The 23,705-nt window shown below is 67.3% G+C and carries 21 protein-coding genes, 1 tRNA gene and 1 pseudogene; 16 read left to right on the plus strand and 7 right to left on the minus strand.

The genetic code is table 11. The features are described 5' to 3' along the window. Positions 1-126 precede the first annotated feature (126 nt). Positions 127-828, plus strand: coding sequence for an alpha/beta fold hydrolase (locus tag ACPPVQ_RS07370; protein WP_426520143.1), 702 nt, complete (start codon positions 127-129; stop codon positions 826-828). A 43-nt stretch (positions 829-871) separates the two neighbouring features. Beyond that, positions 872-4,498: a transcription-repair coupling factor gene (gene mfd / locus ACPPVQ_RS07375; RefSeq protein WP_426520145.1), complete on the plus strand. Its 3,627-nt coding sequence runs from the start codon at positions 872-874 to the stop codon at positions 4,496-4,498. Between the two features lie 13 nt (positions 4,499-4,511). Here the strand turns inward: mfd and ACPPVQ_RS07380 are convergent, their stop codons facing one another. From ACPPVQ_RS07380 to ACPPVQ_RS07395, 4 genes are all read right to left on the minus strand, one after another. After that, positions 4,512-6,239 carry a YbhB/YbcL family Raf kinase inhibitor-like protein gene (locus tag ACPPVQ_RS07380; protein WP_426520147.1) on the minus strand — a complete coding sequence of 576 codons (1,728 nt, stop codon included), beginning with the start codon at positions 6,237-6,239 and terminating at the stop codon, positions 4,512-4,514. Next, positions 6,236-6,664 (minus strand): GntR family transcriptional regulator, encoded by a 429-nt coding sequence (locus tag ACPPVQ_RS07385; RefSeq protein WP_426520149.1) that lies wholly within the window; start codon positions 6,662-6,664, stop codon positions 6,236-6,238. Before ACPPVQ_RS07385 ends, ACPPVQ_RS07380 begins: the two co-directional genes overlap by 4 nt. 66 nt (positions 6,665-6,730) lie before the next feature. Further along, complete coding sequence (locus ACPPVQ_RS07390) at positions 6,731-7,888, minus strand: Na+/H+ antiporter NhaA (RefSeq protein WP_426520151.1); 1,158 nt, start codon at positions 7,886-7,888, stop codon at positions 6,731-6,733. Beyond that, the gene (locus tag ACPPVQ_RS07395; RefSeq protein ID WP_426520153.1) at positions 7,885-8,247 is read right to left on the minus strand and encodes a VOC family protein; all 363 of its coding nucleotides are present in this window, start codon (positions 8,245-8,247) and stop codon (positions 7,885-7,887) included. Before ACPPVQ_RS07395 ends, ACPPVQ_RS07390 begins: the two co-directional genes overlap by 4 nt. Positions 8,248-8,318: 71 nt before the next feature. On the opposite strand from ACPPVQ_RS07395, the gene ACPPVQ_RS07400 reads away from it, so the two are divergent. Next, positions 8,319-9,041 carry a MazG family protein gene (locus ACPPVQ_RS07400; protein ID WP_426520155.1) on the plus strand — a complete coding sequence of 241 codons (723 nt, stop codon included), beginning with the start codon at positions 8,319-8,321 and terminating at the stop codon, positions 9,039-9,041. Positions 9,042-9,318: 277 nt separating this feature from the next. Here ACPPVQ_RS07400 and ACPPVQ_RS07405 read toward each other — a convergent pair whose 3' ends face one another. Continuing rightward, a complete protein-coding gene (locus ACPPVQ_RS07405; protein ID WP_426520157.1) occupies positions 9,319-10,446 on the minus strand; it encodes an epoxide hydrolase family protein in 1,128 nt (375 codons plus the stop codon). A gap of 37 nt (positions 10,447-10,483) precedes the next feature. Between ACPPVQ_RS07405 and hisS the strand changes: the two genes are divergently transcribed. The 10 genes from hisS (at position 10,484) to ACPPVQ_RS07455 (ending at position 19,202) form a co-directional block, all read left to right on the plus strand. Further along, positions 10,484-11,776: a histidine--tRNA ligase gene (gene hisS, locus ACPPVQ_RS07410; RefSeq protein WP_426520159.1), complete on the plus strand. Its 1,293-nt coding sequence runs from the start codon at positions 10,484-10,486 to the stop codon at positions 11,774-11,776. 120 nt (positions 11,777-11,896) lie between these two features. Continuing rightward, a complete protein-coding gene (gene eno, locus ACPPVQ_RS07415; RefSeq protein ID WP_426520161.1) occupies positions 11,897-13,177 on the plus strand; it encodes a phosphopyruvate hydratase in 1,281 nt (426 codons plus the stop codon). Between the two features lie 285 nt (positions 13,178-13,462). After that, the gene (locus ACPPVQ_RS07420; RefSeq protein WP_426520163.1) at positions 13,463-13,996 is read left to right on the plus strand and encodes an FtsB family cell division protein; all 534 of its coding nucleotides are present in this window, start codon (positions 13,463-13,465) and stop codon (positions 13,994-13,996) included. 3 nt (positions 13,997-13,999) lie between these two features. Then, positions 14,000-14,515, plus strand: a complete 516-nt coding sequence (locus ACPPVQ_RS07425) for a DUF501 domain-containing protein (protein ID WP_426520165.1) — start codon at positions 14,000-14,002, stop codon at positions 14,513-14,515. Then, positions 14,512-15,768 (plus strand): S8 family serine peptidase, encoded by a 1,257-nt coding sequence (locus ACPPVQ_RS07430; protein ID WP_426520167.1) that lies wholly within the window; start codon positions 14,512-14,514, stop codon positions 15,766-15,768. The genes ACPPVQ_RS07425 and ACPPVQ_RS07430 overlap by 4 nt, the downstream gene beginning before the upstream one ends. A gap of 38 nt (positions 15,769-15,806) precedes the next feature. After that, positions 15,807-17,225 carry an NAD(P)/FAD-dependent oxidoreductase gene (locus ACPPVQ_RS07435; RefSeq protein WP_426520169.1) on the plus strand — a complete coding sequence of 473 codons (1,419 nt, stop codon included), beginning with the start codon at positions 15,807-15,809 and terminating at the stop codon, positions 17,223-17,225. A gap of 96 nt (positions 17,226-17,321) precedes the next feature. Further along, positions 17,322-17,395, plus strand: a tRNA-Leu gene (locus tag ACPPVQ_RS07440). 432 nt (positions 17,396-17,827) lie between these two features. After that, on the plus strand, positions 17,828-18,160 hold the full coding sequence (locus tag ACPPVQ_RS07445; RefSeq protein ID WP_426520171.1) for a hypothetical protein: 333 nt from the start codon (positions 17,828-17,830) through the stop codon (positions 18,158-18,160). Between the two features lie 142 nt (positions 18,161-18,302). After that, positions 18,303-18,599 (plus strand): hypothetical protein, encoded by a 297-nt coding sequence (locus ACPPVQ_RS07450; protein WP_426520173.1) that lies wholly within the window; start codon positions 18,303-18,305, stop codon positions 18,597-18,599. Positions 18,600-18,704: 105 nt separating this feature from the next. Then, positions 18,705-19,202, plus strand: a complete 498-nt coding sequence (locus tag ACPPVQ_RS07455) for a peptidoglycan-binding domain-containing protein (RefSeq protein ID WP_426520175.1) — start codon at positions 18,705-18,707, stop codon at positions 19,200-19,202. A gap of 13 nt (positions 19,203-19,215) precedes the next feature. Here the strand turns inward: ACPPVQ_RS07455 and ACPPVQ_RS07460 are convergent, their stop codons facing one another. Beyond that, a complete protein-coding gene (locus ACPPVQ_RS07460) occupies positions 19,216-19,503 on the minus strand; it encodes a hypothetical protein (protein ID WP_426520177.1) in 288 nt (95 codons plus the stop codon). Positions 19,504-19,567: 64 nt separating this feature from the next. Between ACPPVQ_RS07460 and ACPPVQ_RS07465 the strand changes: the two genes are divergently transcribed. From ACPPVQ_RS07465 to ACPPVQ_RS07475, 3 genes and pseudogenes are all read left to right on the plus strand, one after another. Then, entirely contained in the window at positions 19,568-20,218 is a 651-nt protein-coding gene (locus tag ACPPVQ_RS07465) for a hypothetical protein (RefSeq protein ID WP_426520179.1), read from the plus strand. Positions 20,219-20,438: 220 nt separating this feature from the next. Then, positions 20,439-20,810, plus strand: coding sequence for a VOC family protein (locus ACPPVQ_RS07470; protein ID WP_426520181.1), 372 nt, complete (start codon positions 20,439-20,441; stop codon positions 20,808-20,810). Positions 20,811-20,968: 158 nt separating this feature from the next. Next, positions 20,969-21,376 (plus strand): annotated as a pseudogene (locus ACPPVQ_RS07475) (YchJ family protein). On the opposite strand, the gene ACPPVQ_RS07480 reads toward ACPPVQ_RS07475, so the two are convergent. Further along, entirely contained in the window at positions 21,373-23,463 is a 2,091-nt protein-coding gene (locus ACPPVQ_RS07480; RefSeq protein ID WP_426520183.1) for an Ig-like domain-containing protein, read from the minus strand. The pseudogene ACPPVQ_RS07475 and the gene ACPPVQ_RS07480 overlap by 4 nt on opposite strands. Between the last annotated feature and the right edge of the window lie 242 nt (positions 23,464-23,705).

The raw sequence follows: 23,705 nt of genomic DNA on the forward strand, positions 1-23,705 counted from the left end.
CCCAGAGGCTATTGGCAGACGCGCGTCGGGGCAATCATCGACTGTCACCCCATTCGGGGTGTTCTCGCATCCAAACCCGGGCTGGCTCTCGGTATCCTTCGAGTCTCGAAGGATACTGTGCTCGACATGAAGCTGTTCACGCGTGAGTGGGGCACCGGCGACCGTCACGCAGTACTGGTCCACGGGGTCATGTCGGATTCGAGGTGCTGGCGAACGGTCGGCCCTGCGCTCGCCGAGAAGGGGTACCGCGTCACGGCGGTCGATCTTCGCGGCCATGGCCACAGCCCGCGATCGCACGAATACACCGCGGAGCTGCTGGCCCAGGACATCGTCGACACCGTCGCGCCGAACCCCGAGATCCTGATGGGTCACTCGCTCGGCGGCCTCACCGTCAGCCTCGCCGTCGAACGTCTCCAGCCCGACCGGGTTGTCTACGTCGACCCCGCCTTCGGTCCCGAACTGCCCTGGTGGCAGCGGATGCTCGCCCCGGCCTTCCTGCGCACCCTCGCCTGGGCGTCCGCTGAGGCGATCGCCCGCCGCAATCCCCGCTGGGACCCGGCCGATGTCGCCATCGAGGTCGAGACGATGAAAGCGTACGACCGCGCGGTGATCCCGGTGCTCGTCGCACCCGGCTCGCTTCGGCCGCCGAAAACGATGCACGCGCCGTCACTCGTCGTGCTTGCGGACAATTCGCACCTCGTGAAAGAGCACGTCGCAGACGGGCTCCGCGATCGCGGCTTCGAGGTGCGGGTCGTGGCAGGGGCCGGCCACACGGTGACCCGCGACGACTTCCACGGCTTCATGAGGGCGATCGACGGCTGGGTCTGACGCTGCCGGTCGACACGTCGGTGGTTCTCCGTAGACTTGTCCGGTGATCCTTCAGGGCTTAATCGCGGCGCTTTCGCGCGCCTCCACGTTCGATGACGCCCTCGTGTTCGCGTCGCGCAACGCCGACTTCTCTCTCACCGACGGGTTGCGGGCGCCTTTGCTCGCGGGCCTTCTCGCGCGCCGGGCGCAGTCCGGGCTGCCGCAGGCGCTCCTCGTCATCACGGCGACCGGGCGGGAATCCGAGTCAGTGCGCGCCGCGCTCGCCAGCGTGGTTCCGAACGCCGAGATCATCGAGTTCCCGGCGTGGGAGACCCTGCCGCACGAACGACTGAGCCCGAGTGCCGAGATCGTCGGCAAGCGACTGCTCGCACTGCACCGCCTGGCCGAATGGCAGGCGGGCGACCGCGCGACGCCGATCATCGTGGTCGCGTCCGTGCGCGCCGCCCTGCAGCCTGTCGCCGACAACCTCACCGACTACAAGGCGATCGAGCTGGCGGCGGCCGGCCGGGGATTCGACCTGGGCGGGCTCGCCATGCAGTTGGTCGACCTCGCCTACTCACGCGTCGACATGGTCACGCGACGCGGCGAGTTCGCCGTGCGCGGGGGAATCCTCGACGTGTTCCCGCCCACGGCCGAGCATCCGTATCGCGTCGACTTCTTCGGCGACGAGGTCGAGCAGATCCGCCCGTTCTCGGTCGCCGACCAGCGCTCCCTCCCCGACGAGATCGCCTCGGTGACGCTGCCCCCGAGCCGTGAACTCCTCCTCAGCGACTCCGTGCGGCAGCGCGCGCGGGAGATGGAGCACGAGTTCCCGAGCCTGGCCGGGATGCTGGCGAAGATCGCGGAGGGCATTCCGGTTGAGGGCATGGAGTCGCTGGCTCCGGCCCTGGTCGACCGGCTCGTTCCGATCACCCACTACCTTCCCGAGGGCGCCGCCATCGCCGTGCTGTCGCCGGAACGTGTCGCGGGCCGGGCCATCAGCCTCGCCGAGACGAACCGCGAATTCCTCTCGGCGGCGTGGAGCGCTGCGACGGTCGGGGCGGCTGCCCCCATCGACCTCGCGGCCGGTGACTTCATGACGCTCGAGAAACTCCGCGAAAGCGTCCAGTTCTCCAGTCCTGGCGAACGCAACCCCGACCATCCGTGGTGGACGTTCAGCAGCTTCAACGCCGGAGAACTGCTGCCGGAACAGCGCGAAGTCGAGGAATACCTCACCGTGCGCATCGACGCCGAGGCCGTTCCGAGCTTCCAGGGGAACGTCGACGGCGCGATCGAGCATGTGGCTGCGCGACTGCGAGACGGATGGAGGGTGGCCGTCGTCGCCGAAGGCTCCGGCCTCGTGGAGCGGGCCGCCGACGTTCTCGCCGAGAAAGAACTCGCGGCACGGCTGGTGGAGGAGTACCCGGCGAATCCGGAGCCAGGCGTCGTCTACCTGCTGAAAGCATCCGTCGAGCACGGCTTCGAGCTCGCAGAGGCGAAGATCGCGCTGATGAGCGAGAGCGAGTTCTACGGTCGCACCGCCGGCTACGACACGCGACAGGTGAAGAAGCTCGCCACGCGACGCAAGAACGTGGTCGATCCGCTGCAGCTCAAGCCGGGCGACTACGTCGTGCACCAGACGCACGGCATCGGCCGGTTCGTCGAGCTCACTCAGCGTGAAGTGTCCAGTGGCGGCCGCAACGCCGTGAAGTCGAAACGCGAATACCTCCTGCTCGAATACGCGCCGTCCAAGCGCGGGTACCCGGGGGACAAGCTCTATGTGCCGACCGACCAGCTCGACCTGCTGACCCGCTATGTCGGCGGTGAGGCTCCGGCTCTCAGCAAGATGGGCGGCAGCGACTGGTCGGCCGCGAAGGGGCGCGCCCGCAAGGCAGTGCGTGACATCGCAGTCGAACTGGTCAAGCTCTACTCGGCCCGCATGGCGAGCAAGGGCCATGCCTTCGGGCCGGACACGCCGTGGCAGCGCGAGCTCGAAGAGGCGTTCCCCTTCGCAGAGACACCCGACCAGCTGCAGACCATCGACGAAGTCAAAGCCGACATGGAGCGGCCGATCCCGATGGATCGCCTCATCTCGGGCGACGTCGGGTTCGGCAAGACCGAGATCGCGGTGCGCGCTGCGTTCAAGGCGGTCCAGGACGGCAAACAGGTCGTCATGCTCGTGCCGACGACGCTGCTCGTGAAGCAGCATTTCGAGACGTTCCAGGAACGTTTCGCCGGGTTCCCCATCCACCTGCGCGCTCTCAGCCGCTTCCAGTCCGACCGCGAGGCGGCCGAAACACTGCGCGGTCTTGCCGACGGCACCGTCGACGTGGTCATCGGAACGCACCGGCTGCTCGCCGACGGCGTCACCGTCAAAGACCTCGGCCTGGTCATCATCGACGAGGAGCAGCGCTTCGGTGTCGAACACAAGGATGCGCTCAAGAAGCTGAAGACCAACGTCGACATCCTGGCGATGAGTGCGACGCCCATCCCGCGAACGCTCGAGATGGCGGTGACGGGCATCCGCGAGATGTCGACGCTCGCGACGCCGCCGGAAGACCGGCATCCGATCCTCACGTTTGTCGGACCCTATTCGGAGCGCCAGGTCGCGGCCGCGATCCGCCGCGAACTCCTGCGCGAGGGCCAGGTGTTCTTCGTCCACAACCGGGTGGGAAGCATTTCGCGGGCCGCCGCGAAACTCGCGGAGTTGGTCCCAGAGGCCCGCATCGCTGTCGCGCACGGCCAGCTGCCGGAGCATGTTCTCGAACAGGTCGTCGTCGACTTCTGGGAACGCAAGTTCGACGTGCTCGTGTCGACGACCATCATTGAGACCGGGCTCGACATCGCCAATGCGAACACGATCATCATCGACCGTGCCGACAAGTACGGCCTGAGCCAGCTGCACCAGCTGCGCGGGCGCGTCGGTCGGGGACGCGAGCGGGCGTACGCCTACTTCCTCTGGGACGAGAACAAGCCGCTCACCGAGACGGCGCACGACCGGCTGTCGACGATCGCAGCCAACAATGACCTCGGAAGCGGCATGCAGGTGGCGCTGAAAGACCTCGAGATCAGAGGAGCGGGCAACCTGCTGGGAGGAGAGCAGTCCGGTCACATCGCGGGCGTCGGGTTCGACCTCTACCTGAGGATGATCGGCGAAGCCGTCAGCACGTTCCGGGGCGAAGTCGCAGAAGGCCAGACCGAGTTGCGACTCGAGCTGCCGGTCGACGCGCACATTCCCGAAGACTACGTGGACAGCGAGAGGCTGCGTCTCGAGGCCTACCAGAAGCTGTCGACGGCCAGCTCGCCCAGCGCCAAGGACGACCAGATCGGGCAGGTGCTCGAAGAACTGGTCGACCGCTACGGCGAGCCGCCCGAGCAGGTGCAGAACCTGATCGCGGTGTCTCGGCTCCGTCGCGCGGCCCAGCGGGCAGGTCTGGGCGAAGTCGTCGCGATGGGGTCGAACCTGCGTGTCGCGCCGGCCATCCTTCCCGATTCCCTGCAGGTGCGCCTCCAGCGCATGTATCCGGGTGCGAAGTACCACGCTGCGCCGAAGGTCGCCACGGTACCGCTGCCGCGCGTGAACGGGGAAGCGCTCGATGACGCAGACCTGATCGCGTGGGTCAGCTCGCTGCTCGGAGCGATCTTCCCGGTGTCGGAGCCTGCCGAAGCGGCTGAGGCGCCAGCGAATTAGGTCGTGTCAGGAGTCACTGCACTTCGTAGGTGCCGTCGAGTCGGGCGCGTGCAATGACGTGGCCGCGCAACGCAGTGAGCGCGTCGTCGAGGTCGAAGCTCTCGGGCAGCCCGGGCCGGTAGTCGAGCGCGAAGAGCTGGAAGACATAGGAGTGCGGTCCGTGCGATCGCGGAGGCATGGGGCCGCCCCACCCGCGGCGTCCGAGTGGGCCTTTGCCGTGCGTGAGCCCTGGGATCGGGCTGGGGTGGGTGAGGCCGTTCTCGGGTATCCCGGCCGATGACGGGTCGATCCCGGCGGCGAGGGCATGGATGGCCGGTTTTCCGAAAGGCACGTCGGGGTCCTGAACGATGAGCACGAGTTCCACTGTTCCGGCCGGTGGCGTCGTCCACGCGAGGGCAGGGGAGATGTTGGGGCGGAAAAGGCGGCCACGGTGGGAGGCGGGGATGGGTGCGCCGTGGTCGAAGGCGGGGCTCGTGAGCGTGAAGTCCTCGGGTGCCTGGAGGTCGGGACGCGCCCACACGAGCTTGTCGTCGCCGGCGCGGCGGTTGCGGAGGGCGACGCCGAAAGGGTTGGCGAACAGGGCCAGTGCTCCAAGCGACTGAGCGTGTGACCGGGTCGACATGCCCCAGACGATCGCGGCCACAACGATCAACACGGTGATCACTGCCAGTGCCACGCCGGCGGGATGTCCCATGTTGACAGTCCAGCCAACGCCGAACCGCTTGGGGACCAACAGCGCCGGATCTGCACGGTTGACGTAGATGGACCCTGCCTTCCAGAAGCGATCGTCGTCGGGCGCCTCAGGTCGAGGAGCGTCCGTCGCGCCAACATCTCCGGCCGAAACCGGGACTCCCGCGCGCGCAGCCACCGTTGCACGCCGATACCGCACGATGAAAAGCACGATCACCGCCAGCAGGATCAGGGGGAGCACAAGGGTCGACACGATGATCACGGTCGGCGACGCCGGCGCGAGCCAGCCGACGACGGCGACGCACGCGAATTCCAGGGCGATCAGAAAGGCGATCTGGCCCAGAAGCCCTTGCATGAGCGTGAGCTGGGCGACCGCGATTCGCGCCGATACTTCGGGACTGTCCGATGCGACACCCCTGACGGGCCACCGCGGCATGAATGCCGCAAGCAGGAACAGCAGAGCCACAACGCCGATGCCCAACAGGATGGGGCCGACCACCGACCAGATGGTCTTCGCAGCGAATCGGTCGGCGACGCCGTCGGCGTTCCAGTGCACGGCGATCGGATCGGGAAGGCTGTCGTAGATCGCCGCACCGATGACGATCGCGGCCATGAGAACGACAACGGCCGCGACGTACCATCCCAGAGCGGGAGGGATCCGTCGTCGGTCGACAGAGGTGACCGTCGCCGTGAGCCGAACGGGCAGGTCGTGGTACCAGTCGCCATCCCGTTTGGCGTGCTGGATGAGGCGGCGGCTCGTCAGGTAGACGACGAGGGTACCGACCAGCATCACCCCGATCGGGAGAAGGGCCGCGGCCAGAGGCGCAGATGCCGCACCGAGGATGCCGACGAGAACGGCGACGAGCGTGACGACGACCATCCCGATGCGATAACGCTTCACGGCCCGGATCACGACCGGCTCGCTGACACGCGTACTCGGGATGCTCACACCGAGCGGGATCGTCGGACGGGTGAGCCACGGCATGGCCCAGAACATCGCGCCGATGAGGATGACGATGAGCAGAGTGACGATGGTCACGATCCAGTTCATGAAGTTCTGTCTTTCGCTGGGTCCTGGTGGGAACGGGAACGGCGGGCGGAGAAGTCTTCGACGATCGCGGTGCTGTGCGCGACGATTTCACTGTCTGCGAGCCCTGCGGCGATGGCCTCTGCGAGCAACGTCGCCAGCCTCGCCGACCAGTCCGAGATGAACGCGTCGTCGGCCGGGGCGGTGCCGGGCCCGCGGGCGATGACCGATCCGGACTTGTGATTGGTGCGGATGATGCCTTCGTTGCGCAGCACGTCGTACGCCTTCGCGACGGTCGCAACGTTGATGCCGAAGTCCACCGCCAGCTGCCTGACCGAGGAGAGCTGGTCGCCGGGGGTGAGGTCGCCGCCGGCGACAGCCTCGACGACCCGGTCCCTGATCTGCTGGTAGATGGGCGTGGTCGACAGGGGATCGATCTCGATCTGCATAGTGGTGCCCTCCCATCTGCTCCATCTGTACTATAACAGATGATACAGATTGCCGGAGTGCGCGGGTCAGCCCGCCGGTGCGGGGTGCGGATGCTCGCGCCGGTACTTGCGCGCGAGACGGCTGACGAGCAGTGCGGCGATCACGATCGAGATGCCCGAACCGATCAGCACCGCGAGGGTCCCCTCGTCACGCACCTCCGATTGTGCGGCGAACGCGAGTTCGTTCATCAGCAGCGACACGGTGAAGCCGATGCCTCCGAGCGAGGAGACCATCACGAGCCCGGCGACCGATATCTTGCCGCGTTCGGCCCTGGGTTTCGTGAACGAGCCCAGCCAGCCTCCGAGGGTGATGCCGATCAGCTTGCCGACCGGCAGCGCGATCAGGATGCCCCAGAAGGCGGGGGCGAGCTGCGAGGGTGCGACCTGCGGGATCGGCACCAGCGCCGCCGAGAACGCGAAGAGCGGGAGGATCAGCCCGTTCGACCAGGGTTCGAGGTGGTGGGCCACGCGTCCGGCGGGTTTGCGGGCCATCACCAGACCCAGTGCGACGCCCGCGATCGTCGCGTGCACGCCCGAGTCCTGCACCAGCCACCAGCTGAGGCACGCCAGCAATACCATCAGAATGCCCAGGGGGACGCGCATCGGACCACGCAGGTACCGGCTGATGAGGCCGAAGAGCCCGATGGTCACCGCGGCGAGCAGAAGCTCGATCAGGTTCGGGTTCGTGGTGAAGAACACCGCGATGATGAGGATCGCGATCAGGTCGTCGAGCACGGCGAGGGCGAGCAGGAACACACGCAGCCGGTTCGGGAGCCCTTTGCCGAACACGGCGAGCACACCGAGTGCGAACGCGATGTCCGTCGCCGTCGGGATCGGCCATCCCTGACCGTACCCGGACGACCCCGCGATGAGGAGGTAGATTCCGGCGGGCACGACGACCCCGCCGAGCGCTGCGATCGCCGGGTGGACAGCTTTGTGAACACTGTTCAACTCGCCCACGACGAGTTCGTGCTTGAGCTCGACGGCGACGATGAAGAAGAAGATCGCGAGAAGGCCGTCGCTGATCCAGTGACCGACCGTGAGCTCGGTTCCCGGCCATCCGATCTTCGTGTGCTGGAGGTCGGCGAGAGCCGGGCCGATCGCCGTGTTCGCGAGCAGAAGGCCGAGCGCTGCCGCTCCGAGCAGCAGCCCGGCGGCGGTCCGTTCCGATCGGATGATGCTCACAGCGGCGCGACCAGGGACAGGACGTGGCCGTCGGCATCGCGGATCACCGATTGCCGCTCGCCCCACTCCTGGTCCGCAGGCTCGTCGACGATCACGGCACCGGCCTCGACGGCCGCTGCGGTGGCCGCGTCGACATCGGCGACGGCGAAGCTGGGCGCCACGCCGGCGTCACCCGCGGTCGGTGTGCGTTCGTGCAGCAGGACCTCGATCGACCCACCACCCGGGTCGGCGTCTGTCGCGAGCATCACCAGTCCTTCGACCGCGTAACGCCGGATCAGGCCGAGCACACCCTCGTACAGCGCAAGAGCGCGGGGGAGTTCGGAGACCGAGATGGTGAGTCGTGTGATTCGAGTTCCCATAACATCAGGCTAGTCGTCCGGGGTTGCCCGGGAGACGGTGAGAGGATGGCTGTGGACGTATTGGAGGGCCCATGACCGACCAAAGCTTCACATCCTCCGCACCCACCGGCGTGCCGACCGAGCTCGACGAGCTGGTCGCCGTGATGACCCGGCTCCGTGGTCCGGGTGGGTGCCCATGGGACGCAGACCAGACGCACGAATCGCTGGTCCAGTACCTGATCGAGGAGACGTACGAACTCGTCGAAGCGATCGAGACGGGCAACCGCGACGACATGCTCGAAGAACTGGGCGACGTTCTCTACCAGGTGCTGTTCCACGCCGACATCGCCGCCCACACACCGGGCGAAGATTTCGACATTCAGGATGTCGCCGCACAGATGACCGCGAAGATGGTCGGCAGGCATCCGCATGTCTTCGGCGACCGCGTAGCGGAGACGCCGGATGCGGTGATGGAGTTCTGGGAAGACCTCAAACGCAGCGAGAAGCCGAATCGCACCAGCGTGCTCGACGGCATTCCGCAGGCGATGCCGTCGCTCGCCCTCGCGGACAAGCTCCTGGGCCGCGCCGAGAAGGTCGGCCTCATCGAACTCGGCGGCGCCGGCGTCGTGAAGGTCGAGTCGGAGGACGAGCTGGGCTCACTCCTGCTCGCGATCGTCGCGTCGGCGAAGTCGAACGGTCTGGACGCGGAGCGGGCACTCCGTACGACGTTGCGCGGTCTTCAGGACGAGATCCGCGAACACGAAGCGGGTGTCGCCGACGCCGGGATCATCGGCCTGGCCGTCCCGGACGCGTAGCGCCGCGCCGAACCCGACCAACGCAGGGCATGGCCGACGGCGCGATCGCTAGGTGGGCGCCACCTCCACCATTCGGGTGAGAGCGGGACCGCACTCCTGGCGTCTGGCGATCGTGCCGTCGTCCTGTGTCTGGCAGCGAGCACCGCCCGTGGTCGGGTCGGGATGCGGCTCATGCCATGTCCAATTGGGACACCACCGAAGCCGGCAGGCCCGGCCATGAGGGTGGCAACACGCACAGTTTACGACCGCGCTGGTGGCAGCGCGAGGCGTTTCTTGCTCATCCGAGCAGTCGGCCGAAGAATGCTCGGATCCCGTCCGCTGTGTCTTCCGGATGCTCGATCCCGGCGAAATGCCCGCCCCTCGGCGCCACGACGAATTCGCGCAGGTCATCCGCAGCCCGTTCGGCAAGAGAGCGTGGGAATCCGTCCATCACCGGCTCCCGGCACAGGTAGACCCCGAGCGGTGCTTCGATCGGCGGCCGGGCCGGGTTCGCGTGGTAGTCGAAGTACTGCGCGAACGACGTGCCGATCGATTCGGTGACCCAGTAGAGCGTCGCGATGGTGAGCAGGACATCCGCGTCGACCACCCGGTCGAGGTCGCCGTCGACCCAGTCATGCCATTTGTCGACGATCCAGGCGAGCAGGCCGGCGGGCGAATCGCCGAGGGCTGCTGCGATGGTGTCGGGGCGCGTGAGCATGATCTCGCTGTAGCCGCCGTCGGCACGGTCGTAGCGGTCCACCGCCTCGAGGTACCGCCGCTCCTCCTCGCTGTGCGGTTCGGTGTCGGCCGGGAACGGAGCATTGAGCAACTGGATGCCGATGAGGCGGTCCGCGTGGTCGACGCCGAGCCAGGTGGCAGCGCCGCCGCCGATGTCGCCGCCGAACGCGGCGTACCGGTCGTAGCCGAGTACGCCCGTCATCAGTTCGTGGAGGTCCTCGGCGATCTCCCGCCGTGTGAGCGGGCGGTCGCCGAGTTCCGAGAAGGAGAAACCGGGCAGGGACGGGATGACGACGTCGAACGCGATTCGCGCATCCGACCCGAATGCGGCGGGGTTGGCCAGCCGCTCGCCCAGCGGGAGGTACTCGGTGAAGGCGCTCGGCCATCCGTGCAGCAGGAGGAGCGGAACGCGCGTATCCGCAGAGCCGGCGGCCGGGATGCGTGCGAAATGGATGCGGTGCCCGCGCACGTCGGCGACGAACTGTTCGTATGCGTTCAGCCGGTCTTCGATCTCGCGCCAGTCGAATGCGGCCCAGGAAGCGACGAGTTCGCGCAGCGTCGCCGGATCGATACCGCCGCCCCACGGCGCGGAGCCCAGCGGTGGAACGAACCGGGTTCGCTGCAGCCGCGCCCGCAGGTCGTCGAGCACGTCGTCGGGAACATGGATGCGGAACGGTTCGATACTCATCGCTGCCACCGTACCCGCCCATGGAAGAATCGTCAGCATGGCTTCTCCCATCACTCCGCCCCGTGGCATGCGCGACTTTCTTCCCGCCGACAAAGCCCGCCGGGAGCACGCTCTCGGAGTGATCAGGAAGACCTTCGCGGTCCACGGATTCGATGAGATCGAGACCCCCGTCGTCGAGGATGTCGCCCGGCTCCACTCCGGTCTCGGCGGCGATAACGAGAAACTCGCGTTCAGCGTGCTGCGGCGCGGGCTCGACACCGACGACCTCACGGCCGCGATCGAACACGGCGACCTGACGAGCCTCGCCGACCTGGGCCTGCGCTTCGACCTGACCGTCCCGCTGGCCCGGTTCTATGCCACCCACCGGGCCGAGCTGCCGCCGGTGTTCCGCGCGATCCAGATCGCGCCCGTCTGGCGCGCCGAACGCCCTCAGAAGGGCCGGTACCGCCAGTTCGTGCAGTGCGACATCGACATCATCGGTGAGGCGGGCCAGCTCGCCGAAGTCGAGCTCATCACGGCGACGGCCGCCGCGCTCGAGGCGCTCGGACTCGAAGGCTGCACCATCCGCATCAACGACCGGCGCATCCTGAACGGCCTTCTCGAGTTCTGCGGGTTCGAGGAGTCGCGCTGGCCGCAGGTGCTCATCTCGATCGACAAGCTCGACAAGATCGGTGCGCAAGGCGTCGTCGCCGAGCTGAGCGCCGACGGTGCCGACTCTGCTGCCGTGCTGGGCGGGGTGCTTGAGACCCTCGAACCACACATCGCCGACGGGGGAGTCGCGCTGACGGTCGAGGCGATCACGTCGATCCTGCCCGACGGCGTCGACACCGACGCCGTCGGGGCGCTGGAGGCACTCGCCCACGCGCTCAGTTCGCTGCCGCCCGGAGTGACGCTGCGTTTCGACCCGACGCTCGTGCGGGGAATGGGCTACTACACGGGCACGATCTTCGAGATCTCGCACCCGGGATCGGGCAGCTCGGTCGGCGGCGGTGGCCGTTACGACGGGATGATCGGGCGCTTCCTCGGTACCGAGGTGCCGGCGTGCGGGTTCTCGATCGGGTTCGAGCGGGTCGTCGACCTGATCGAGCTTCCGGAGGAAGACGGGGCGGATGCTGTGGTGCTCGTCTTCGACCCGACCGTCGCGCTGTCCCGGCTCCTCGCACTCAAGACCGAGCTCGTCGACTCCGGCCGGCGCGTGCGCCTCGAGCGTCGCAGCAAGAACCTGAAGGCGCTGCTCGACCGGTCGGCCGCCGCCGGGTTCGCATCCTTCGCCTTCGTGACGGGCGACACCGACGGTGTCGCCGCGCTCGAGTTCAAGCCGCTCGCCTGAGCGGGCGTGCCGGCGGTCGCGCCGCACGCTCGGAGCTGGTTAACCGAGGTCACTAGACTGGCCAGCGGATCAACGGCGATTTCACCACCCCCACCACACACGTGAAACAAGGAGACAGTTGTGGCTCAAATCGAGGCTGTAGGCGCTCGCGAGATTCTGGATTCGCGTGGGAACCCGACCGTTGAGGTCGAGATCCTGCTCGAAGATGGCACGGTCAGCCGTGCCGCAGTGCCGTCCGGCGCATCGACCGGTGCATTCGAGGCGTACGAGCTTCGTGACGGCGACAAAGACCGTTACCTGGGCAAAGGCGTGCTGAAGGCCGTCGACGCCGTCCTCGACGAGATCGGCCCGGCGATCGAAGGATTCGAGGCCGCAGACCAGCGCCTCGTCGATTCCGCGATGATCGAACTCGACGGAACCGAGAACAAGAAACGCCTCGGAGCGAACGCGATCCTCGGCGTCAGCCTCGCCGTCGCCAAGGCAGCGGCCGATTCGGCCGACCTTCCGCTGTTCCGCTATGTCGGCGGCCCGAACGCGCACACGCTGCCGGTGCCGATGATGAACATCATCAACGGTGGCGCCCACGCCGACACCGGTGTCGACATCCAGGAGTTCATGATCCTGCCCGTCGGTGCAGGGACGTTCTCCGAAGCGCTCCGCTGGGGCGTCGAGACCTATCACTCGCTCAAGTCGCTGCTCAAGAAGAAGGGCCTCAACACCGGTCTCGGCGACGAGGGCGGCTTCGCGCCGGAGCTCGAGCACAACGTCGCGGCTCTCGACCTGATCTCCGAGGCGATCGAGCTCGCCGGCTTCACCGTCGGCACCGACATCGCTCTCGGCCTCGACGTCGCATCCACCGAGTTCTTCGAGAACGGTGTCTACCACTTCGAAGGGCACGACCGCACCGCCGCTGAGATGTCGGCCTACTACGCCACGCTCGCTGCGAACTACCCGCTCGTCTCCATCGAAGACCCGCTCGCCGAAGACGACTGGGAAGGCTGGACCCTCCTCAACTCCGAGATCGGTTCCAAGCTGCAGCTGGTCGGCGACGACCTGTTCGTCACCAACCCGAAGCGCCTCGCACAGGGCATCGCGGCCAAGGCGGCCAACAGTATCCTCGTCAAGGTAAACCAGATCGGCACCCTGAGCGAGACACTGGATGCGGTGACCCTGGCCCAGCGCAACGGCATGACCGCCGTGCTCTCGCACCGCTCCGGCGAGACCGAGGACACGACCATCGCAGACCTCGCGGTCGCGACGGATGCCGGCCAGATCAAGACGGGCGCGCCCGCGCGCTCCGAGCGCGTCGCCAAGTACAACCAGCTGCTGCGCATCGAAGAGGAGCTTGGTGAGGCCGCCGTCTACGCCGGCCGCAGCGCCTTCCCGCGCTTCACCGCGTAACCGCACCATCCGGCTTCGCCCCTAAGGCCCTCGTCGCAAGACGGGGGCCTTAGCCGTGCGCGTCGTGCGTCGTGCGCGTCGTGCGCGTCGTACACGTGGTGCACGTCTGCGCGCCGAGTTGCCGCTTGTTGTCGTCGGCGTCGGCGCGCGGACGACAACTACTGGCAACTCGGGGAATCTCGCCTGCGGATCGAGGCTCGCGTGGGCGCGCATCCGAAATACAGCCTCGGTCGCCGATAATGAAAGGCGCAGCAGCCCATTCGCGCGCACGAACCTGGAGGTCCCGTGGCCAAGCCCCGAACCCGCCGCGTGCCCGTCACGATGTCGGCCGGGCAGTCCGGCGCAGGTAGCTGGCTGCGGGGCATCCGCTTCTCCGGGTTCTCGCTCGTCATGATGGGACTGCTCATCGTCGCGGTCGTGATCCTCGCGCCGACACTGCGGTCACTGATCGAGCAGCGCCAGCAGATCGCCGACCAGCAGGCGACAGTCGACCAGCTGAAATCGCAGGTCACCGACCTCAAGTCGCAACGTGCGCGCTGGAACGATCCCAGCTACATCCGTGCCCAGGCTCGTGACCGCCTCTATTACGTGATGCCCGGCGAGATCAGCTACCTCGTCATCGACGACCGGCCGCCGGCCGCGAAGATCGCCGACGAGGGCCCGGTGAGCACGAAGATCCAGGCCACCAAGACCGATTGGGTAGGCTCACTGTTCGGCTCGTTCATGACGGCCGGGCTGAGCGATGCGACTCCCACACAGCTTTCCGGGGGCAGCGGCACCGTGCCGGCACCGACCCCCACCCCGACACCAGGTAAGTAACGAATGACAACCCCACCCTTCGACCCGGCAACCGAACGGGACATCGCGATCGTCTCGGCACAGCTCGGCAGGCCCGCACGCAACGTCCTCGGCATCGCTGCGCGCTGCGTGTGCGGTGCGCCGACCGTCGTCGCAACGGCGCCACGCCTCGACGACGGCACGCCGTTCCCTACGCTCTACTACCTGAGCCACCCGGCGGCCACCGCCGCGCTCTCCTACCTCGAAGCCACGCAGGTCATGAACGAGTTCAACGAGCTGCTCGAGAACGATGAAGACCTCCGCGCCCATTATGCGGATGCGCACGCCGCCTACCTCGCCGACCGCGAGAGCATCGCCGACGTGCCGGAGATCGCCGGGATCTCCGCCGGCGGAATGCCCGCCCGCGTCAAATGCCTTCACGCGCTCGGTGCCCACGCGCTCGCGGCCGGACCAGGCGTCAACCCAATCGGCGATCTCGCCCTGGAGCGCGCGAACTGGTCGCCCTTCGTCTGCGAGTGCCTCGACTACTCGGTCGGATGATCCGGGCGGGTCGCGCCATCGTCGCGCTGGCACTTGGCGTCGTCCTCGCTCTGGGCGGTGCCACCGTCGCCCACGCCGACCAGGTGCGCACCCTCGAATACTGGCTGAACGACTACGGAATCTCCCAGGCGTGGTCGACCAGCCGCGGTGCCGGCGTCAAGGTGGCGATCATCGACACCGGGGTCGACGGAACGGTGCCCGACCTGAACGGAGCCGTCGTCGGGGGCACGGATGTGTCCGGGATCGGCTCCGCGAACGGCCAGAAGCCGCTCGGCTCGACGGAAGAGTCCGGCCACGGCACCTGGGTCGCGTCGCTGCTTGCGGGGCGTGGGACCGGGGACGGCAACGGCGTCATCGGAGTGGCGCCCGAGGCATCCATTCTCACTGTGTCCGTCTCCCTCGGCTCCTCGCCGTCGACGGTCAGCAGCGACGACCAGATCGCGGATGGCGTGCGCTGGGCGGTCGACAACGGCGCCAAGGTCATCAACATGTCGCTCACACGCAACACGCTCGACTGGCCCGAGAGCTGGGACAGCGCTTTCCAGTACGCGTTCGCGCATGATGTCGTCATCGTGGCTGCAGCAGGCAACCGGGGGAGCGGCACGACGGAGGTCGGCGCGCCGGCGACAATTCCTGGAGTGCTGACCGTCGCAGGCGTCGACCGCAACGGAAAGGCCAGCTTCGACGCGTCATCGCAGGGCATCACCATCGGGGTGTCGGCACCCAGTGAGCAGCTCGTCGGCGCCAATCCCGGCGGGGGGTATGTGCAGTGGGCGGGCACGAGCGGAGCCGCCCCCATCGTGGCCGGAGCGGTCGCGCTCGTGCGGGCCGCGCATCCGGAGCTCAACGCGGCAAACGTGATCAACCGGATCATCTCGACGGCACGGCCGGTCGGCTCGGTGCCGAGCCCGGTCTACGGATACGGGCTGCTCAACGCCAACGCGGCGGTCACCGGTGTCGTCGCGCCGGTCGCCGCGAACCCCATGGGAGACCTGGGCCAGTGGATCCACATCCACCGCCGTGCCCAGTCGACGACGCCGACGCAAGGTGCGCAGGCACCGGTGCCGACGAGCACGCCACGGGCCCTCGGCCCCGACCGGACGATCGGGATCGGCCAGCTCGTCGTGCCGCGGTGGGATGCTCTCACCCTGTTCTGGATACCGTTCACCCTGCTCGCAGGATTCATCATTCTCGCCTCACTCGGCGTAACAGCGGCGGTCCTGCATTTCAGGCGAGCGGGTCGCAGGGGGTAGATTGTCTCCATACTTTCGTCTTGAGGAGACCGTTCACTGTGCCCAAAATCCTGATCGTCGGCGGCGGATACGCCGGGTTCTATACCGCGTGGAAGCTCGAGAAATGGTTGCGCAACGGCGAGGCCGAGGTCACGATGGTCGACCCGCTGCCCTACATGACGTACCAGCCTTTCCTTCCCGAGGTCGCCGTCGGGTCGATCGAGCCGCGTCATGCGGTCGTCGCACACCGTCGTCACCTCAAGAAGACGAACGTCGTCAACGCCAAGGTCACCTACATCGACCACGCGAACAAGACGGCGACCATCGAGCCGCCGGTCGGGGAGCCGTGGCAGCAGGAGTACGACATCGTCGTGGTGACGGCAGGCGCGGTCTCCCGCACGTTCCCCATCCCCGGCATTGCAGACCAGGCGGTCGGGCTCAAGAACATCGAAGAAGCGATCTACATCCGTGACCGCGTGCTCACCAACTTCGACAAGGCGGCGAACCTGCCTGCCGGCCCCGAGCGCGACCGTCTCCTCACGTTCGTCGTCGTCGGTGGCGGCTTCGCGGGCATCGAGATCTTCGCCGAGCTGCGTTCCTTCGCGAGCGCGCTGCTCAAGTTCTACCCGCAGCTGTCGTTCGACGACACGCACTTCCACCTGATCGAGGCCATGGGCCGCATCATGCCCGAAGTGTCGCTGCCCACCAGCCACTGGGTGATCAAGAACCTCGCCCAGCGCGGAGCAGAGATCCACCTCGACACGCAGCTCTCCAGCGCGGTCGACGGCGTCATCGAACTCTCCACCGGTGAGAAGTTCGAGACCGACCTCATCGTCTGGACGGCCGGTGTCATGGCCAACCCGGGCGTCGTGCGCCACACCGACCTTCCGATCGAGGAGCGTGGCCGCCTGCAGGTTCGCGCAGACCTTCGCGTCGGCACAGAAGACGAGCTCATCAAGGACGCATGGGGCGCCGGCGACATCTGCGCCGTGCCCGACCTCACCGGTGGTGGCGTCGGCGGCTTCACGGTTCCGAACGCTCAGCACGCGGTGCGCCAGGGCAAGCTGCTCGCCAAGAACCTCGTCGCCGACATGCGTGGGGAGCTTCCGAAGCAGTACTTCCACAAGAACCTGGGAGCGGTCGCGGGCCTCGGCCTCGGCATCGGTGTATTCCAGTCGGGCAAGCTCGCGGTCAAGGGATTCCTCGCCTGGCTGATGCACCGCGGCTACCACGGTCTGGCCATGCCGAGCTGGGAGCGCAAGTTCCGCGTGTTCTGGGGCTGGGTGAACAACTTCCTCCTCGGTCGCGACCTGGTTTCGCTGGCCGCCTCGCAGCACCCGCGTGCTGCGTTCGAGGAGTTCGCTGCCCGTCCTCGTCCCGCCGTCGAGGCTGCACCCGCTGCCGCGCCGAAGGCTGTCAAAGCGCCGGCAAGGTCGCGCACCAAGGCTGTAGAGCCTGCCGAGGTCACGGCGAAGTAGCTGCTTGCGAGAGGCCCGGGTCGACGTCGTCGCCCGGGCCTTTTCTGCGTGTCGCAGAGCGCGGTGCATCCTTCAGTGCTCGATAGCATTGACCGGGCCCCCATAGCCCAATTGGCAGAGGCAGGCGACTTAAAATCGCCCAAGTGTGGGTTCGAGTCCCACTGGGGGTACTTACCAACTCCCGCGCTATGACTGGGATCGTTGCCCATTCGTAGGGTCAGAAGCGGTCAGCAGCTTGACCCTCAGCGGACTCTCGAATATCTCGGCTTTGCGAGTGTCCTAGTGAGGCGCCTCGACGACGCGAACGTGGCCGTTACCCACGAAGGCGACTGAGCCCTGTCGGTCGCCGCTACTAGTCTCTCGACTATGGGAGTGGAATTAGGCGGGTTCGATGGCTTCATTGAGGGCCTCAATAAGCAGGCAAACGATCTTGTCACTGAGCACTTCGCGAAGGAACTAGCGAGTCTCGCACGGGACAAGGGATTGGACTCGGTGGATTCGATCCAACTTGAGATCGATCGTTCCGAAGAGACCGACGAGATCAAGATCGACGAGCACCAGGTGCGGCTCCGCGCCAACGAGATCCTCCAGGGCGAGGAATCGTGAGCGAGGACGACGCGATGGACGCGTTCAAAGAAGGCGGTCCATTCTGGGCCGGAAAGAACGCAGACGGATCGTTCACCGCCACCGTCAATTACCACTTCAGTGCAGACGACATCGTCGCGTTGCGTGGCGAGTACTTGATGGAGCTTGACCAGGCCGAGGAGTCCGGCGTGGCCGTCGACTGGGGCGATGAAATGGCCGTTGTTCGTCGTCTCGGTGAGATTGTCAGCGGTTGGCGAGAATGGAAAGGATCTGGACTGACCAGAGCCGAAACTCAGATCCGGCTCGGAAGCGCGTCCTCCGTGATTCCGCCGGACCAGCTGAAGAACTAAAACGTCGTTCGCTGTCACCACCCTGATCCCGTGGGTTGGAGTTCTCAGCCTCATCGATCGGATTGTCGCATTGCGACTGGCGACTCGGCACGGCCAGGGCTAGCAACTCCCACCCGACCGACCACGGGTCTATTGTCTTTCCATGACTGATGCTCGCCGGGACCGCTATGTCAGCCTGCTCTTGGCGGTCGGTGTGCTGATGGTGCTCGGCGGTGTCGTCGGGGGGCTCGCTGCGAAGGCCTCCGCTGACCACCCGTGGAGCATGGGGTCCTCGATGCCCACGCTCCCCATCTTCGTCTACACCCAATACACTCAGGCGACCCACCCCATCGTGCCCGACTACACGGGTCTCTGGATCGGCATCGGTGTCGCCGTGCTCGGGGCGATCATTCTGGCAGCCGGGGTCATCGTCGCGTCCACAAAGCCGCCCACGGCGTGAAGTGCTGACGTCATTTGCCATTGTCGTGGGGTAGACCGGCGAGTAGGGTTTGTGGCGCGACGACGCGACAGTCCGCCGCGTCCGCAGAGGGAGCGGGTGGGGAACGTGGCCAATCCAGGGCAACCGACAATTCAGCAGGGTTCTACGGGGGCCGCCGTCAGGCGTCTGCAACGGGCGCTTCGACGGACTCCGAATCTCTCTCTCGTGGTCGACGGGGTCTTCGGCCCGGCGACCCATCAGGCTGTCATCGAGTTCCAGCAGGGCAATCCGCCGCTGGTGGCCGACGGAATCGTGGGACCACATACCTGGGCGGCGCTGCCCGACGGCGGACCTATGCCTGTGCTCTCACTCGGCTCGACCGGGAACGTCGTGAAGAGCCTCCAGACGGTGCTGACGAACGGGGCGGCGCAGTGGGGCGGCGTGACACCGCAGGGGATCGACGGCATCTTCGGTGCGCACACGGAGGCGGCCGTAATGGCGTTTCAGGCATGGGGACACGTCATCGTCGACGGAGTCGTCGGCGACCAGACGTGGAGCGTCTCGCTCCACGCAGCATCGGCGACCCTGGAGACTGAGGTCGGCCTCGAATATGTGATCGGGTGAGGGTTCGTGCGGCTCAGTGGCCGAGGAGGCCGAAGAGCTGTGTGAAGAGCCAGAGCGTCTCGACGTAGAAGAGGATCGCGATCCAGAACATCACGCGGTCGGGAAAACGCGTTGAGCTGCCGTTGGTGCGCGCGCGCCGGGCAACAAGGCTTGCGGCGATGATTCCGAACAGCGGCAGGAAGATACCGAGCACTGCAGAGAGGGTGCTTGCTGTAGCGAGGCCGCTGGTGAGCGGTGCGGCCGGCGCGGCGGGAGCCGCGGGGGCGTCGGTCGGGTGCAGGTCAGTCGTCGTTGCGGCCATACGTCACAGTTTAGGGCCACGAACAAGTCGCTCCAGAATCCTCCAGCGATGGTACCTTGGTAACATGGTAACAATCGACCGAGTCCAGACCGGCGTCCGGATCGAGCGCAGGATCCTCAAGACCTCGAAGGCCCTTGCCGAGGCGCTCGATATTCCTCTGGGGGAGCTGCTCGAGGGCGTCCTCCTGCACTCCTTTGAGGGCAAGACCCCCTTCAGCGAGGCCACCATTCACAAGATCGATTCGCTGAAGTCCGTCTACGACCTCGACCTGACGAGTGCGGATGCGCACCACCTCGACGAGACTGCCGAAGGCGAACAGGGCGAAGAGAGCGAACCCGAAGACACCGACGAACTCGACGAGTTCTACGCCGGCCGCATCCACACCTCCGGCTTCGCCCACCGCGACCACGTGCGCATGGCATTCCTCGCACTCAGGCGGGATCCGTTTCCCCTCGCGTTCGCGCGCTACTCCGAGGGCATCCGGCAACTCGCCGTGCACGCGGGCCGGCCAGAGAAGTTCAACCAGACGATCACGGGTGCGTTCCTCTCGCTGATCGCCGAACGCCTGGCCGAGCATCCGGTCGCCGATTTCGAGGACTTCCTCGCCGCCAATGCCGACCTGTTGGAGGCCGGCCTGCCCGATCGGTACTACACCCCCGAGAGGCTGGCCTCGGCACGCGCGAAATCGATCTACCTGCTGCCCGACCACGCCTGAGCGTCGATCAGCAGCGATCCCCTCAGCGTTCCTTGCGGTAGGGGGCCCTGATGAGAGCGACGAGGCATGCGATCGCAAGCGTTCCGCCGCCGAGGACTACCAACCAGATGAATGCTTGCAGCCAACCTTCCATGTGCAAACGCTACACCCGGCATCGAACGCTTCCCCAGAGCCGCGTGCGAGGGTTTCGCGCGCCCCTCATCCGGCGGATACTGGGAGCATGCTGCGGGTCGGTTCGGTCGTGTGGGGTGTGCGCGACGTGCCTGCGGCCATCCGGTTCTGGTCGGAAGCCCTCGACTACCGGCCGCGCGACGACGAGCCGTCGGATGACTGGGCCATCCTGGCTCCGCGCGTCGGCCACGGGCCGCAGCTTGCGATCACCCAGGTCTCATCGGAGGCCGGCACCCATCAGCGTCATCACCTCGACCTGTACGCATTCGACCAGGCCGAGGAGGTCGAGCGGCTGGTCGGGATCGGTGCGACCCGCGTCGACTGGGACTACGAACCGGATGCCGACTACATCGTTCTCGCCGACCCTGACGGCAACCGGTTCTGCGTCGTCCAGGCGGGCGAGCTGGCCAACCATCTGTGAGCTTGTTCAGCTACGCCGAAGCCTCCATACACACGGGAGCGGTACAACTTTTCTGACGCCCCATGCAGCGGTGTCCGCTGTCCCGGTCGCGACCCCACATCGATCCCCCGACGGTCGTCGCGACCGGGACAGTCCTCCGTGCGGGTTAGTGTCGTCTGGTGACCATCGACGACGCCCGGCACCGCGTTGTACGGTGCCCGTGCCTGAGCGGCGACACCTACGACGCGTGCTGCGGTCCGATCCACCGCGGCGAAGTGGATGCCCCGACCGCGGAACGCCTGATGCGGTAGCGCTTCTCGGCGTTCGCGCTCGGTGAGGCGGCCTACCTGCTCGCGTCGTGGCATCCGTCGACCCGGCCGCAGAGCCTCGAACGGGACCCCGGGCTGCGCTGGTATCGCCTTGACATCGTAGGTACGACGGGTGGCGGATTCCTCGACAAGGCGGGCACGGTGCATTTCCGCGCCTATTTCACAGGCGAGGCGGCGGGGGTGCAGGAGGAGGACAGCCGGTTCGTGCGCGAGGGACGCCGCTGGTTCTACCTCGACGGGGTCGCGACGACCGGTTAGGACTGCCGCGCGGGCTCGACGAAACGCTCCCACAGCCAGACCGCCACGCTGAGGGATGCGAAGGCGAGCACCCCGACGACCAGCAGGATCGACGCGTTGCCTGCATTCCACAGTGAGGCGACCGGCAGCAGAAGGGCGAACAGCACGGTGTAGACGGCCAGGCTGAGCGCGCCCCACACACGCCGCGACCAGAGGAAGATCGCGCGCCCGGCGAGCCCGCCGACGGGAATGAGGCTGATCGCGGCCGAGCCGATGGCGAGGAGCGTGACGGCTTGGGCCAGGTCTGTTCCGAACGCGGAAAACGGGCCCGACGGTTCGGGTATCGGCCCGAGCGCGAGCCACGCGAGCACGCCGACGCCCGCCAGCCCGGCGACTTGGGCGGCGGCGAGCCGCCCGTGCGCAGCGCGCGAAGCGGCAGGGGTGGCGATCGCGCCGACCAGCACGCCGAAGAGGAGGGCGGGCTGCAGGTCGAGCATCCGGGATGCGATGGCCGCCACCGCGACGGTCAGCAGGCTCTGAGGCTGGAATACCAGTCGCGCCCGGCTGCCGGTCAGGTGTACGGAGGCGAACCGCGGCACGGCGAGCCAGGCCGCGTTCACGACGACGAGCGCGATCAGGACCGCGACGAGAACGCGCAGGTAGGTTGTGCCATCGCCGACCGGGCTGGAGAGGGTGATCAGCGCGGCAGCGGCGACGTAGGCCGACCCGGCGACGAGCCGGCGCTGCAGGAGACCGGGGGGATGCGCATCCGGACCGTCGGGTTCCAGTTCGGCTCTGGGCCTATTGCGTCCGAAGAACCGGGGCCGCGCCGACGCGCCGTGCTCGGCTCGGGCCCGGGCCACCGTCGTGGCGAGGAGCCGCGCCGGCAAAGCCAGAAGGAGCAGGGCGGCCGCCGCCAGCAGGAGGGAGCGCAGCCAGCCGGGGACGGTGCCCGGAGTGATGGTCGGGGGTGTCGCATCCGTGAAGTGCGACGCACCCGCCCAGGTCTCGATACCGCCGTGCGTGGCGTGCGGTGGACGTGCGGACGGGGGCGGCGTGGTGCTCGGCGCAGAGGGAACCGCCTGGGTCTCGTGCCCGGGCGACCTCGACGGTGACGAACCCGAAGGCACGGTCGGCGCGCTCGAGCTCGGTGCGGATGCCGCCGCGAAGGTCACGGAGACCGCGGCGCTCGCCGGGCTGACGTTGCCCGACGCGTCTGTCTGAAGCGCGGAGACCGTGTATCGTCCGGCTGGCAGCACGCCGGCGCACGCCCACGCGCCCTGCGCCACGGTCGCGCGACAGATCACGGCCGACCCCGCATCGTCACCGCCGTAGACCGTGATGCGTGCACCGGTCTCGCCGGTTCCGCGGAACGCCGCCGCACGTCCGAGCGGAACGGTGGTGTTCGGCGTCGGCGCGACGAGACCCGGCCGTGCAGGAGCCGCGGAGTCGATGGTGATGTCGACCGGTGTGCCGGCGCGCGAACTCTGTGTCGAGAAGGGTGCACGCTGCGTCGCCGAAACGCTGTAGGTGCCCGACGGCGGCGGCCCGCTCAGGACGCAGGCCCACGACCCGTTCGCATCGACGGGAAAGGTGCACGTCGCCCCGCCCGAGGTCGTCACTGTGACCGTCGCTCCCGGGTAGCCCGTTCCATGGAGGCCGCCGCTCGAGAGAAAACCGTTGGAGCCGCCGGCGACGGTCGGGGGAGAGAGCACGGCAACGCTGACGCTGTCGGCGCGATCGGTGTTGGCCGCCACGACGGCACTGATGATGACGTCGGGCCCGTCGCTGAGCGTCGGAACGGTGCACGACCACGCCGACGCGGTGTCGACGGTCGCCTCGCAGGCGGGGCCGTGCGCGTCGACGAAGACCTGGATGTCGTCGCCCGGCGCCCCCGTACCCTCGACTTCGACACTGCCCGTGGTCACGAGGGTGCCGCGTGCCGGCGATGTGATCGAAGGTGCGCCCGGGGCGGGTGTCGCGGTCGGCGTGACCTCCGTACGCAACGCGTCTGCGCGTGCTGGGCTCGCGACGACGACCGCGGCGGCGAGCCCGACGACCGAGGCGACCGCCGTGACGGCGATGAGCGCGAGGATTGTGGCGCTCACAGTTCGTCCGGTCGCTTCCGGCGACCGGACGGGTGGAACACGGATACGGGGAAACCTGCGCACTCTACCCCCATTTCAGGTGTCAACGAGGCGGATGTCAAACCGACGGGCGGACTTTCGTGCATACTGGCAACTGGGTCAACCGTCCCAGTTCTTGCCCAGCGCCGAGCAGGAGAACCGTACGTGCAGCATCCGATATCGCTCCACCCGAACCCGCCGACCGCCTCCGCGCGGTGCCCCCG

The sequence above is a fragment of the Leifsonia sp. McL0618 genome, assembly GCF_049994905.1.
Classification (GTDB): Bacteria; Actinomycetota; Actinomycetes; order Actinomycetales; family Microbacteriaceae; genus Diaminobutyricibacter.